Source organism: Roseateles sp. (genome assembly GCF_044373315.1).
In the GTDB taxonomy this organism is placed as follows: domain Bacteria; phylum Pseudomonadota; class Gammaproteobacteria; order Burkholderiales; family Burkholderiaceae_C; genus JACDQM01.
This window is the reverse complement of the sequence record NZ_JBILQK010000007.1, coordinates 38,166-50,261: the sequence shown is the minus strand read 5'-3', so window position 1 is coordinate 50,261 and position 12,096 is coordinate 38,166. Positions and strand designations below refer to the sequence as shown.

Below are 12,096 nucleotides of genomic sequence, written 5' to 3'. Positions count from 1 at the left end.
TAGCGGCGCCGCTGGAGGGCGCAGAGGCTGCGTCGTCCTTAGAATCGTGCTCCCTGCTCGAATCTGCCTTTGATGACGCCGTGATGACGGCGTCGCTGGCTTCTTTTCAATGACCGCTGCTTCTGGTGCTGCTGCTGTTCTTCCTGTGGTGATCGTGGGTGCTGGCCTGGCCGGTCTGACGGTGGCTCTTCATCTGGCCGACCAGGTGCCCGTCATCGTGCTGGCCAAGCGCGGGCTCGGCGAGTCGGCCACGGCCTGGGCTCAAGGGGGCATCGTCGGCGTGCTGGGCAGTGACGACAGCATCGAGAGCCATGTGCGGGACACCCAGGATGCCGGCGCCGGCCTGGTCGACGAGGCCACGGCGCGCTTCATTGCCGAGCGCAGTGCGCAGGCGGTGGCCTGGCTGGTCGAGCAGGGCGTGCCCTTCACACCGGATGACAGCGGCCCGCTGGGCCTGCACCTGACGCGTGAAGGCGGCCATGCGGTGCGCCGCATCGCGCATGCGGCCGATGCCACCGGCAAGGCCATCCACGACCAACTGCTGGCGGCGGCCCATGCGCACCCCAACATCGAGTTGCGCGAGCGCTGGATGGCACTGGATCTGATCACCTCGCGCCATGTGCAGCGCGAGGAAGCCTCACGCTGCTACGGCATCTATGCGCTGGACATCGATGCGCGGCGCGTCGAGGCCCTGCCGGCCCAGGCGGTGGTGATGGCCACCGGCGGTGCCGGCAAGGTCTACCGCTACACCACAAACCCGGACACATCCACCGGCGACGGCATTGCGATGGCCTGGCGTGCCGGCTGCCGGGTGGCGAACATGGAGTTCATCCAGTTCCACCCCACCTGCCTCTACCACCCGCAGGAGCGCAGTTTCCTGATCACCGAGGCGCTGCGCGGGGAGGGCGGTCACCTCAAGCTGCCGGAGCATCTGGGTGGAGGTCGCTTCATGGCCGATCATGACGAGCGCATGGAGCTGGCGCCACGCGATATCGTGGCGCGTGCCATCGACTTCGAGATGAAGAAGCATGGCTTGGACCATGTGTGGCTGGATGCGACCCATCTGGGCGAGGCCTTCCTGAAGGAGCATTTCCCAACCATCCATGCGCGCTGCCTGCAGCTGGGCATCGATATCGCCAAGCAGCCGATTCCGGTGGTGCCGGCGGTGCACTTCACCTGCGGCGGCGTGGTCACGGACCTGCAGGGCTGCTCGGACCTGCCGGGCCTGTATGCGGTGGGCGAGACCACCTACACCGGCCTGCATGGCGCCAACCGCCTGGCCAGCAACTCGCTGCTGGAGTGCGTGGTGCTGGGGCAGACCTGTGCCGACCATATCCTGCGGCAGCCCCAGCCCGACCGCGCGCCGTTGCCAGCCTGGGACGAAAGCCAGGTCGAGGACGCGGACGAACAGGTCGTGATCTCGCACAACTGGGACGAGTTGCGCCTGCTGATGTGGAACTATGTCGGCATCGTGCGCACCACCAAGCGACTGGAGCGTGCGTTGCACCGCATCGATCTGCTGCGTGGCGAGATCGACGACTATTACTCGAATTTCCGCGTCACCCGCGACCTGCTGGAACTGCGCAACCTGGTCGATTGCGCCGAGCTGATCGTGCGCTCGGCCCTGCTGCGCCACGAGAGCCGCGGCCTGCACTTCAGTCGCGACTATCCGCGCACCTTACCGGTAAGCTTCCCGACAGTGCTGATCGCCGAGCGCGGTCTGCGCGGCAGCTGAAGATGGGACGAAGGCTGGGGGTCAAGTCTTGATGGCTCATGGGGCATGCGCTACAAAGCGTGAGCCCTGAGCAAACCATCCCGAGTGCCGAGCTTGCCGACAGTCCCATCCGATCCATCCTACAAACGTCCGCCGCGCAGCCACTTGCAGGACCTTGGCGACTTCGGCAAGCCGCTTGGGCCGCTGAAGCTCTCGCTGGGCGTGCTGCTGAGTCTGGGGGCTGTGGCGGCCTCGCTGGCGGCTTTCGACGTCGACCGCGAGCTCGATCCGGCAGCGCGTCTGGTGCTGGCCTGGGCTGCCATCCTGCTGCTGGCGAGCGGCCTGGCCCAGGCGCTGTTGGTGCGCCGCTGGGCGGTGTACCCGCAGCGCCGCGACGTGTGGGCGGGCTGGGGCATGGGCTATTGCCAGTTCTGGCGTTGCTATCCGGCGAGTCAGATCGACAGCGTCGAAGGGCGCTTGATTTCGCATCAGGTCCAGCGCGATGTCCTTGACCAGAACAGTGGCACGACGCGCTATGACGCGCATGAAACCTTTGTGGCCTATCTGGTCGTCGTGACGCCGGGCGCACCACCCCTGCATCTGCATCTGGCCGCATTTCACGAGCGCGGCAAGCTGCTGGCCGAACTCAAGACTGCCAGCCGCTTGTTGGGCCGACCGCTGCGCGACCGCAGCGAGTCGGTGCAGCACGCGCCCCGCGGGCAGCCATTCAGAGCTGGGCTGTTCCTGGGCCTCTTGCTGGGGGTGATTGCGATCAGCGCGCTGCTTTGGCTCGCCGTGGCCGGGCTTCCGGCCTGAAGCCAACGTCCCTAGCGCCTTGCGCGCAGCGCGGCGCGGGCCTGCACGAAGTTAAAGGCGTAGGTAACGGCTTCGCGGATGGCGGCGTCGATCTCGAGACGCTCAGGCTCGGTCAGGTAGAAGGAGTAATCGACCGCGTGGCGGATGTAGCGCGGCGGCAGGCGGTTCAAAGCCACGCAGGCCACGTCCACCAGCAGATCGTCGCTGCGGACGGCGGGGAACTCCGCAGCCATATCGGCCACGACGGCGAAGACTTCGCGTTCGTGGTGGTTGTAGAGCGAGGTGAAGTCGGTCATGGTGCCGTCTCTTTCATGGGATGCCGTGAGCGTATGCGCATTTATAGCGCCGCCAGTGCCGGAATAGAAAGCATGCCGGCCCGCAATTCGGGGATCAGGCGGCGCCCATGCCTGGCACCAGGCCAGCGGCACGGGCCTTGTGCGCCGCAGTGAAGTCCAGCATGCGCGTGATGCAACCCAGGGCCTTCAGCCGCGTGCCTTCCTCGACCGTAATGGCACCCAAGCCTTGCTCGAGGCAATCGACCACGCCCTGCAGACCGTTCATGGCCATCCAGGGGCAGTGCGCGCAGCTCTTGCAGGTGGCGCTGTTGCCGGCCGTCGGCGCTTCGATCAGGGTCTTGCCCGGCGCCAGCTGACGCATGCGGTGCAGGATGCCCTTGTCGGTGGCGACGACGTATTCCTTGGCTGTGCCGTCCACCACGGCCTTGATCAGCGCGGAAGTGGAACCCACCACATCGGCCTGCGCCACCACGCTCTGCGGCGATTCGGGGTGGACCAGGATCATCGCGTCCGGGTGTGCCTTGCGCATCAGCTCCAGCTCCAGCCCCTTGAACTCGTCATGCACGATACAGGCGCCTTGCCACATCAGCATGTCGGCACCGGTCTGGGTCTGGATGTAGTGGCCCAGATGCTTGTCGGGCGCCCACAGGATCTTCTTGCCCTGTGCCTTGAGCTCGCTGACGATGTCCAGCGCGCAGGAGCTGGTGACCATCCAGTCGGCGCGCGCCTTCACGGCCGCGCTGGTGTTGGCATAGACCACCACGGTGCGGTCCGGATGGGCATCGCAGAAGGCTGAAAACTCATCGGCCGGGCAGCCGAGATCGAGCGAGCAGGTCGCATCCAGATCCGGCATCAGCACGGTCTTCTCGGGGCTCAGGATCTTGGCGGTCTCGCCCATGAAGCGCACGCCGGCCACGATCAGCGTCTGCGCGTCATGGTCGCGGCCGAAGCGGGCCATTTCCAGCGAGTCGGACACGACACCGCCCGTCTCCAGCGCTAGATCCTGTAGATCGCCGTCGACGTAGTAATGCGCCACCAGCACGGCGCCGCGTGCCTTCAGCAGTTCGGCGGCGCGCGCCTTGAGCGCTTGCCGCTCATGCGCCTTCAGTGGCACCGGAACCTTGGCCCAGGCGTGGGCGGTGCAGCTTTCGCCGGCGGCGTCCTGGCGGGTGTAGTCGAACAGAACCTCATTCATGGGTGGCATCGTAGCGCAGGCCACGACGGCGTGCCGCTGGCCGGACTCGACCACTATCTTCTGAAGCTTCCGTTTTTAAGAAGTCATTTGTCGAATCATGCTGCTTTTTCGGTTGGTGTCGGTTTGGCTATCGTCTGCATCACACACTCTTGTGTTGAATGGAACGTTCCCATGCTCAGCGAATCAGTCCCTGCACTTGAACTACCGCCTGCCGCCCCCGAAGACCTCGTGCCCGACAGCCCCTCAGCCCTGCTCGCGGTGCTGGCGCTGCTGCTGGGCGTGGATGGCAAGGTTCACGCTGCGGAGCTGGCCTTAATCGAGCAGGTGGGCCTGCCGCAGCGCCTGGGCCTGGGCATGGACGTCATCACTGAAGGCGTTCTCTCGATGCAGCCGCATGCCCAGGCACTGTGTCCGCAGGGCGGGCAGCCGGACATGGCGCTGTGGCGCCGTTGGTTGGCGTGCATCAAGGATCCGGGTCTGCAACGCCTGGCACTCAGTGTCGGCTTCGCTGCGGGTCTGGCGGACGGGGTGCTCAGCCGCGGCGAATCCAAGTTGCTGATGGCCGCTGGCGGTCAGTGGCAGCAGGAGCCTGAGGCCTTGCTGGTGGCGCGGCCCGAACTGGGAGTGGGCTTGCTGGACCGGCGCCGGCCCGCATCCCGTGAGGAGGTCCAACCGCGCTGGGTGCTTCCCGGTTAAAGGGCCGCATAGAGGCCGCCTAGGGGGCCGCACAAGGGGCCGCAGCGGGTCTGTGGCCCGCGTGGAACGCCTGTCGCCCGGACGGGCCTGCAGCGGCGTCGGGCCGGCGCGTCGCGGCGTACCATGGCCGCATGAATACCGTCACCTTTGCGCTGGAGACCCGCGCCCAGGCCCGTCGCGACTTCAGCACCATCAGCCTGATTGGCCTGGCGCATGGCTGCTCGCATTTCTTCCACATGCTGCTGCCGCCATTGTTCCCGGCCTTCATCCGGGACTTCGGCCTGAGCTATTCGGAGTTGGGCCTGCTGGTCACCACCTTCTTCGTGATCTCGGGCATCGGGCAGGCGCTGGCTGGTTTTCTGGTGGACCGCCGGGGAGCGCGACCGGTCTTGTTTGCAGCCTTGAGTTGCTTCGTGCTGGCCTCGCTGGCCGCGGGGCTGGCCGATGGATTTGCCGGCCTGATGCTGGCCGCGGCCTTGGCGGGGCTGGGCAATTCGCCGTTCCATCCGGTCGACTTCACCATCCTGAATAAACGCGTGTCGCAGGCGAGGCTGGGGCACGCCTTCTCGGTGCATGGCATCTCGGGCAACCTGGGTTGGGCGGTGGCGCCGGTGTTTCTGATCGGCATCAGCGAGCTCAGCGGCAACTGGCGCTTCGCGTATCTGGGCACGGCTCTGGTGGCGCTGGGCGTGCTGGCGCTGCTGGCGCTGAAGCGCCACGCTATCGATGATCGTGACGGCAGCTGGGCGCATGAGAAGCCCGGCGCCGCCGCCTTGAAAGAGGAGCACCCGCTGGCGTTCCTGCGCCTTCCCTCGGTGTGGTTGTGCTTCTCGTTTTTCTTCTTTTCGACCGCCGCGCTCAGTGCCATCCAGAGCTTTGCCAGCCCGGCGCTGACCAGCCTCTACGGCCTGCCCCTGAAGGCGACCGCCTTTGTCGTCACCGGCTACATGCTGGCCGGTGCTCTGGGCATGGTGATCGGCGGTTTCTGGGTGGCGCGCTCGGCCACGCTGGAACGCAATATCGGTTTGGCGATGAGCGGTGCAGCGCTGATGCTGGCGCTGGTGGCCAGCGGCCTGTTGCCGCCCCTGTTCGCCGCCGGGCTGGCGGCTGCCGCCGGCTTCGGCACCGGCCTGGCCGGGCCGTCGCGCGACATGCTGATCAAGCGCGCTGCGCCGCCCGGCGCCACCGGCCGGGTCTACGGCACGGTCTATTCGGGGCTCGACGTGGGCTTTGCCGTGGCGGCGCCCGTGTTTGGGGCGTTACTGGATGGCGGGCATCCGGCGGGCGTGTTCTATGGCGCGGCGCTGGCGCTGCTGCTGGGGGTGAGCGCCGCCGCGCTGGTGGGGCTTTTCCGCAAACGCTGAGGGCGGCTGCGCCGCTACATTGGTGCTCATGACGACCCCACACAACGCCGCCGCCCATTCTTCCGACGCCCGACTCGCCGGCCATGTGCTGGTGGAGGCCCTGGTGGCCCAAGGGGTTGATACCGTCTTCGGCGTGCCCGGCGAAAGCTATCTGGCGGTGTTGGACGGCTTTCATGAGCACCGCGAGCAGATCCGCTTCATCGCCTGCCGCCAGGAAGGTGGCGCGGCTTTCATGGCGGAGGCCCAGGGCAAGCTCACTGGCCGACCCGGCGTCTGCTTCGTCACGCGCGGCCCGGGTGCCACCAACGCCAGCATCGGCCTGCACACGGCCTTTCAGGACAGCACGCCGATGGTCTTGTTCATCGGCCAGGTGGCCAGCGACCAGCGCGACCGCGAGGCCTTCCAGGAGGTCGACTACCGCCAGATGTTCGGCCCCGGCACCCTGGGCATGGCCAAGTGGGTGGGCGAGGTGCATGACGCCGACCGCCTGCCCGAATACGTGGCGTGCGCCTTCCATACCGCCTTGCAGGGCCGTCCCGGCCCGGTGGTCGTTGTGCTGCCCGAGGACATGCTGACCCGCGACACCACGGCGCCGGTGCTGCCGCAGGTGCGCCCGGCCCAGGCCTGGCCAGCGCCGGCAGCGCTGGAGGAGTTGCGCGAGCGCCTGCTGGAAGCCAAGAAGCCCCTGGTCATCGCTGGCGGCGGCGGCTGGACCCGCGAGAGCTGCGCCGCGCTGCAGCGCTTCGCCGAAGCCTGGCAATTGCCGGTGGGCTGCGCCTTCCGCTTCCAGGACCTGTTCGACAACCGCCATTCGCTGTATGCCGGCGATGTGGGCATCGGCATCAATCCCAAGCTGGCAGCGCGGGTGAAGGAGGCCGACCTGATTCTCGCGATCGGTCCCCGCCTGGGTGAAATGACCACCAGCGGCTACACCCTCCTGCGGGCGCCGCGCCCGACTCAGAGCCTGGTGCATATCCATGCCGGCGCCGAGGAGCTGGGCCGGGTCTACGAGGCCGAGCTGATGATCAATGCCAGCATGTCCTGCGCTGCGCAGGCATTGGAGACCTTGGCCGCTCCTGACACTGTGGCCTGGTCCGCCTGGGCGGAAGCCGCGCACCAGGACTATCTGGCCAATCTGGTGGCGGAAGCCGTGAGCCCGCTGGACATGGCCGAGGTGGTGAAGACCCTGTCGGCGCAATGTCCGGACGGCACCATTTTCACCAACGGCGCCGGCAACTACAGCGGCTGGCTGCACCGCTTCCACCAGTACCCGGGGCTGCAGCACCATGGCCGCACCCAGCTGGCGCCGACCAGCGGCGCGATGGGCTACGGCCTGCCCGCCGCAGTGGCCGCCAGCCTGCTGCAGCCGCAGCGCTGGGTGGTCAATATCGCCGGCGATGGCGACTTCCTGATGAACGGCCAGGAGTTGGCCACTGCCACCGGCTACGGCGCGCATCGGCTGATTTCGGTGGTGGTGGACAACGGCACCTACGGCACCATCCGCATGCACCAGGAGCGCGAATACCCGGGCCGCGTGTCTGGCAGCGATCTGTTCAATCCGGATTTCGTGCAGCTGGCCCTGGCCTATGGCTGGGCCGCGCATAGGGTGGACCACACCGAGGAGTTCGGCCCGGCTCTGCAGGCCGCACTGGCCGCTGACAAGCCCACGCTGATCCACCTGCGCCTGTCCACCGATGTCTCCACCAGCCGCAGCACGCTGAGCGCGATCCGCGAGGCGGCGCGTCAGCGTCTGGGACAATCGGCGCATGGAAAAGATTGATTTCGAACTGCGTGGCGACTTCATCGAGCTGGACAAGCTGCTGAAGGCCACCGGCCTGGCCGAGAGCGGTGGTGCTGCGCGCATGATGATCACCGAAGGGCTGGTGCAGGTGGATGGCCGCGACGAGTCCCGCAAGACGGCCAAGATCCGCGCCGGCCAGGTGGTCGGCCTGCACGGCGCCCGCATCACGGTGCTCGCCGCCCCTTCACAGGACTGAGCTGCTGATGATTTTCTCCACCTGCGATTTCTGCGACGCCCACAAGAGCGACGACACCGGCGCCTTCCGTGTGCTGCCCGGCGGGCTATACGCCCGCTATGGCGCCTTGCCGCGCTTTGCCGGCCCGGTGACGACGGTGCGCTGCCTGGAAGACAACAGCATGGTGAAGTCGCTGGTGGAGTCCGCCGGCCATGGCCGCGTGCTGGTGGTCGACGGGGCGGGCTCGATGCGACGCGCGCTGCTGGGCGGCAACCTGGCGGCTGCTGCCGCGAAGAACGGCTGGGCCGGCCTGCTGATTCACGGCTGCGTGCGCGACCTGGCCGAGCTGGCCGCCGCGCAGCTGGGCATTCTGGCGCTGGGCCATGTGCCGATGCCGACCGAGCGGCGCGGCCAGGGTGCCGTCGATCTGGTGCTGCAGATGCACGGCCAGACCATCCGTCCGGGAGACTGGCTCTATGCTGATGAAGATGGCGTGGTGATCAGCGCGCAGCCTCTGCACGAGCGGCAGGACGCGAGCTGAGCCAAACCTCGAGGGCTTCCGCCGACATTGGCCGGGCCAGACCGTAGCCCTGGGCAATCGGGCAGCCGGCGTCCATCAGCACCTGGCGCTGCCCTGTCGTTTCCACACCTTCAGCGACCACGGCCAGGCCCAGTGAGCGGCCGATGCCAATCACGGCGCTGGCCAGTGCGCGGTCGTCCGGGTCGATTTCGAGATCACGAACAAAGCTCTTGTCGAGCTTCAACTCGGAAACCGGCAGCCGTTTGAGGTAGCTCAGGCTGGAGTAGCCGGTGCCGAAATCGTCCACCGAAAGCTGCACGCCCATCGCGTGCAGCGCGGCCAGTTGCCGAAGGCTGCGCTGATTGTCGTCCAGCATCAGGCGTTCGGTGACCTCCAGTGTCAGCTGTTTCGCATCGAGTTCATGCAGGTGCAACAGGTGACGGACATGGGCCGCCACATCGTCCTGATAGAAGCGCATTGGCGACACATTGACTGCCACGCCAGGCACCGCCAGCCCAGCCCGCTGCCATGCCGCCAGCTGGGTGCAGGCGGCCTCCAGTACCCAGGCATCCAGCGCATTGATCAGGCCGCATTCCTCGGCCACCGGGATGAAACGGTCTGGGGGTACGGCGCCCAGTTCCGCATCGGTCCAGCGCAGCAAGGCCTCGACACCCACCAAGGCCTCATCGATCAGGCGCAGCTTGGGTTGGAAATGCAGGCTCAAGCCCTGGCTGGACAGCGCCCGCCGCAGCGCCGTCTCCAGCGTCAGCCGCTCGGCCAGCGCCTGATTCATGGCCCGCAAGAAGAAGCGGGCGCATGCACGGCCCGCCCGCTTGGCCTCGTACATCGCGATGTCGGCATGCTTGAGCAATTGCTCCAGGTCCTGACCGTCGTCCGGGTAGATGCTGATGCCGATGCTGGCAGACAGGCTGGCCATCACCTCGCTGCTGAGCTTGAGTGCTGGCTTCAGCGATTCGATCAGCTTGTCTGCCACCTGCGCAGCATCGCTGGCACCGCAACTGGGCAGCAGGGCCACGAACTCGTCGCCGCCCAGGCGCGCCAGCGTGTCGGTGTCGCGCAGGCAGGCGCCCAGGCGTCGCGCCACTTCAGCCAGCACCTCGTCGCCGGCCTGATGGCCCAGCGAGTCGTTGATGGTCTTGAAGCGGTCGATATCCAACAGCAGCATCGCCACGGGCGTGTCCATGCGCGCGGCCATCTGCAGCGACTGCCGTGCGCGCTCGCCGAAGAGTGTGCGGTTGGCCAGGCCGGTGACGCCGTCGTAATAGGCCAGGCGCTCGATCTGGCGCTGGTTCTCCTGGTGCATCAGCGCCACGCGGCACAGCTGGGTGCAGGCCTCGACCATGCGGCGATGGAAGATGGCGACCGCACGCGGCTCGCGGTAGTACAGCGCGAAGGTCGCGCCGACACGTTCCGGCGTCAGCAGGATGGGTGTGGACCAGCAGGCCGCGAGACCGTAGGACAGGGCCAGTGCGCTGAAATCCGCCCAAAGTGGGTCGGTGGCGATGTCCTGCACCTCGACCGGGCTGCGGCGCCAGGCGGCCGTGCCACAAGAGCCGACGCTGGGGCCGATCTGCAGACCATCCAATGCCTGGCTGTAGCTGGCCGGCAGACTGGGCGCAGCCAGCGGATGCAGCCGGCCCTGCTGATCGACCTCCAGCACCGAGCACATCAACTCCGGCGCCATGGCCTCGACGCGCCGGCACAGCAGGTCCATCACCGCGGCCAGCGGGCGCCCCAGCGCGACAGCCTCCAGCACCTCGCGCTGCACGGCGCCGATGGCCGCTTGTCCGCTGCGCTCCTCCAGCGGGGTGAGCACCATCAGGGTCAAGGCCTCGTTGGCAGCCGCGGCGGGCATGAAGCGAAGCTCGAAGGTGCGCAACGCGCCGCTGGCCATAAGCAGGCTGACGTTCATGACTTGCTGGCGACCGCCCGGTTGGCGCAGCAGGCTCTGCCAGCGCTGCTGGCTTAACTCGGCAAAGCACTCATGCAGATGGGCTGCAGGGACGCTCCATTGCTGGAAGCGGCTGTTGGCATGCCGGATCCGCGCCTGCGCATCGACCCACAGCAGCCCCAGTTCGGTCTGGTCCAGGGAGTCGCATAGCAGTGCCAGTTCCTGCGGGGCAAAGGTGGGCAAGGCAGACATCGGCGCTCCCGCTGCAGGTTTGCAGCTCTAGCGTCATCATCGCGCCAGATGGCGCCTGCCGGCAAGCTCTGGAATCCGTCTCAGGCCGTAGGCGGGTTTCCCGGCAACAGCCCGCCGCTGGTGAAGAAATTGCCACCGCCCAGATGGTGCATGGCGCGTTGCGGCTCGGGCAGGTCTTGCCAGTGCCCCTCCTTGAAGGCCCAGTCCTCGGCCCAGGCAGCCACCACTTCGGCGAGAAAGAGGTCGTAAGTCTGCTGGTTGTGCGGCTCGGGGTAGATGCGGCACTCCAGCCAGGCCAGACAGCCCTGGATCAGGGGCGCGCCGACCTGCGATGCGGTTTCGGTGCCGATCTGCCAGTGCGCGTACTTGTCAAGCTCGCGCCCTGAGCTGTTGCCCACTCCGACCACCATTTCGATCTGCGCCGCGCAGGGCACGGCCAGCACGAACTCGCCCGAGGCCTCTACCAGGCCACGTGTGAAGGTGTTCTTGTCGATCACCACCGCCACCTTGGGCGGGCTGAAGTCCAACGGCATGTTCCAGGCCGCGGCCATCACATCGCGCTGCGCGCCATGCGCGCTGGCGACCAGCACCGTGGGGCCGTGGTTGAGTAGACGGCTGGCTTTGGCCAGATCGACGGCGACGCGTGTCATCGCAGGATCTGCAGCAGCTGTTCCAGCCCGCCGCTGTTGATCGCCACCATGGCCTGTTCACGCACCTTGGGCTTGGCGTGGAAGGCGACCGACAGGCCGGCCTCGCCCATCATCAGCAGATCATTGGCGCCGTCGCCCACCGCGATGGCCTGCTTGGGCGTGCAGCCGATCTTGTCGCAGCACTCCTGCAGCATGCGGCGCTTCTCGGCGCCGTCGCAGATCTCGCCCCAGGGCTGTGGGATTAGCCGGCCGGTAAGGGCGTCGTCAACAATCTCTAGCTCGTTGCTGCGCACATAGTCCATGCCCAGCTGGGCCGCGACATAGCGGGTGAAGAAAGTGAAACCGCCCGACACCAGCACCAGCTTGAGCCCGGCGGCCTTCAGCGCGGCGCACAGCTCGCGCGCGCCGGGGTTGAAGCGCAGGCGGTCATTCAGCACGCCGTCCAGCGCCGTGGCCGGCACGCCTTGCAGCAGGGCCAGGCGGCGGCGCAGGCTGTCCTTGAAGTCGGTGATCTCGCCGCGCATCGCCGCCTCGGTGATCGCGGCCACCTCGGCCTTGCGGCCAGCGGCGTCGGCGATCTCGTCGATGCACTCTATGGTGATCAGCGTCGAGTCCATGTCAAAGGCCGCCAGCTTGAATTCAGCCAGCGACAGCGGCGGGGTGAAGCCTTGGGTCACCAGGGCGGGCAGAGTTAGGTCTTGCATG

Annotated in this window: 12 protein-coding genes; 7 read left to right on the top strand and 5 right to left on the bottom strand. The window is 67.2% G+C overall.

What is annotated here, in order from left to right; all coding sequences use genetic code 11:
• The first annotated feature begins 109 nt into the window (after positions 1–109).
• Positions 110–1,735, top strand: coding sequence for an L-aspartate oxidase (nadB, locus tag ACIQ67_RS03335; RefSeq protein WP_397532935.1), 1,626 nt, complete (start codon positions 110–112; stop codon positions 1,733–1,735).
• 93 nt (positions 1,736–1,828) lie between these two features.
• Positions 1,829–2,530: a hypothetical protein gene (locus ACIQ67_RS03330; RefSeq protein ID WP_397532934.1), complete on the top strand. Its 702-nt coding sequence runs from the start codon at positions 1,829–1,831 to the stop codon at positions 2,528–2,530.
• 11 nt (positions 2,531–2,541) lie between these two features.
• On the opposite strand, the gene ACIQ67_RS03325 is transcribed toward ACIQ67_RS03330, so the two are convergent.
• Both ACIQ67_RS03325 and nadA read right to left on the bottom strand, forming a co-directional pair.
• Complete coding sequence (locus tag ACIQ67_RS03325) at positions 2,542–2,826, bottom strand: late competence development ComFB family protein (protein ID WP_397532933.1); 285 nt, start codon at positions 2,824–2,826, stop codon at positions 2,542–2,544.
• A gap of 94 nt (positions 2,827–2,920) precedes the next feature.
• A complete protein-coding gene (gene nadA, locus ACIQ67_RS03320; protein ID WP_397532932.1) occupies positions 2,921–4,021 on the bottom strand; it encodes a quinolinate synthase NadA in 1,101 nt (366 codons plus the stop codon).
• A gap of 171 nt (positions 4,022–4,192) precedes the next feature.
• Here nadA and ACIQ67_RS03315 point away from each other — a divergent pair, with 171 nt between their 5' ends.
• From ACIQ67_RS03315 to rraA, 5 genes are all read left to right on the top strand, one after another.
• Positions 4,193–4,717, top strand: a complete 525-nt coding sequence (locus tag ACIQ67_RS03315; RefSeq protein WP_397532931.1) for a hypothetical protein — start codon at positions 4,193–4,195, stop codon at positions 4,715–4,717.
• Positions 4,718–4,848: 131 nt separating this feature from the next.
• Positions 4,849–6,081, top strand: a complete 1,233-nt coding sequence (locus ACIQ67_RS03310; RefSeq protein ID WP_397532930.1) for an MFS transporter — start codon at positions 4,849–4,851, stop codon at positions 6,079–6,081.
• Between the two features lie 28 nt (positions 6,082–6,109).
• Positions 6,110–7,861, top strand: a complete 1,752-nt coding sequence (locus tag ACIQ67_RS03305) for a thiamine pyrophosphate-binding protein (protein WP_397532929.1) — start codon at positions 6,110–6,112, stop codon at positions 7,859–7,861.
• Positions 7,848–8,078, top strand: coding sequence for an RNA-binding S4 domain-containing protein (locus ACIQ67_RS03300; RefSeq protein WP_397532928.1), 231 nt, complete (start codon positions 7,848–7,850; stop codon positions 8,076–8,078). The genes ACIQ67_RS03305 and ACIQ67_RS03300 overlap by 14 nt, the downstream gene beginning before the upstream one ends.
• Positions 8,079–8,085: 7 nt before the next feature.
• Positions 8,086–8,598 (top strand): ribonuclease E activity regulator RraA, encoded by a 513-nt coding sequence (gene rraA / locus ACIQ67_RS03295; protein WP_397532927.1) that lies wholly within the window; start codon positions 8,086–8,088, stop codon positions 8,596–8,598.
• On the opposite strand, the gene ACIQ67_RS03290 is transcribed toward rraA, so the two are convergent.
• The 3 genes from ACIQ67_RS03290 to serB all read right to left on the bottom strand — a co-directional run bounded on the left by ACIQ67_RS03290 (position 8,558) and on the right by serB (position 12,095).
• Positions 8,558–10,741, bottom strand: coding sequence for a putative bifunctional diguanylate cyclase/phosphodiesterase (locus ACIQ67_RS03290; RefSeq protein WP_397532926.1), 2,184 nt, complete (start codon positions 10,739–10,741; stop codon positions 8,558–8,560). The genes rraA and ACIQ67_RS03290 overlap by 41 nt on opposite strands.
• An 80-nt stretch (positions 10,742–10,821) precedes the next feature.
• Entirely contained in the window at positions 10,822–11,391 is a 570-nt protein-coding gene (locus ACIQ67_RS03285) for a flavin reductase family protein (RefSeq protein ID WP_397532925.1), read from the bottom strand.
• Complete coding sequence (gene serB / locus ACIQ67_RS03280; protein ID WP_397532924.1) at positions 11,388–12,095, bottom strand: phosphoserine phosphatase SerB; 708 nt, start codon at positions 12,093–12,095, stop codon at positions 11,388–11,390. The genes ACIQ67_RS03285 and serB overlap by 4 nt, the downstream gene beginning before the upstream one ends.
• Position 12,096 lies beyond the last annotated feature (1 nt).

Coding starts and splice junctions, on each gene's coding strand:
- ACIQ67_RS03300 (WP_397532928.1), top strand. CDS start 7,848: ATGGAAAAGATTGATTTCGAACTGCGTGGCGACTTCATCGAGCTGGAC.
- ACIQ67_RS03325 (WP_397532933.1), bottom strand. CDS start 2,826: ATGACCGACTTCACCTCGCTCTACAACCACCACGAACGCGAAGTCTTC.
- ACIQ67_RS03305 (WP_397532929.1), top strand. CDS start 6,110: ATGACGACCCCACACAACGCCGCCGCCCATTCTTCCGACGCCCGACTC.
- nadB (WP_397532935.1), top strand. CDS start 110: ATGACCGCTGCTTCTGGTGCTGCTGCTGTTCTTCCTGTGGTGATCGTG.
- ACIQ67_RS03285 (WP_397532925.1), bottom strand. CDS start 11,391: ATGACACGCGTCGCCGTCGATCTGGCCAAAGCCAGCCGTCTACTCAAC.
- rraA (WP_397532927.1), top strand. CDS start 8,086: ATGATTTTCTCCACCTGCGATTTCTGCGACGCCCACAAGAGCGACGAC.
- serB (WP_397532924.1), bottom strand. CDS start 12,095: ATGCAAGACCTAACTCTGCCCGCCCTGGTGACCCAAGGCTTCACCCCG.
- ACIQ67_RS03310 (WP_397532930.1), top strand. CDS start 4,849: ATGAATACCGTCACCTTTGCGCTGGAGACCCGCGCCCAGGCCCGTCGC.
- ACIQ67_RS03290 (WP_397532926.1), bottom strand. CDS start 10,741: ATGTCTGCCTTGCCCACCTTTGCCCCGCAGGAACTGGCACTGCTATGC.
- ACIQ67_RS03315 (WP_397532931.1), top strand. CDS start 4,193: ATGCTCAGCGAATCAGTCCCTGCACTTGAACTACCGCCTGCCGCCCCC.
- nadA (WP_397532932.1), bottom strand. CDS start 4,021: ATGAATGAGGTTCTGTTCGACTACACCCGCCAGGACGCCGCCGGCGAA.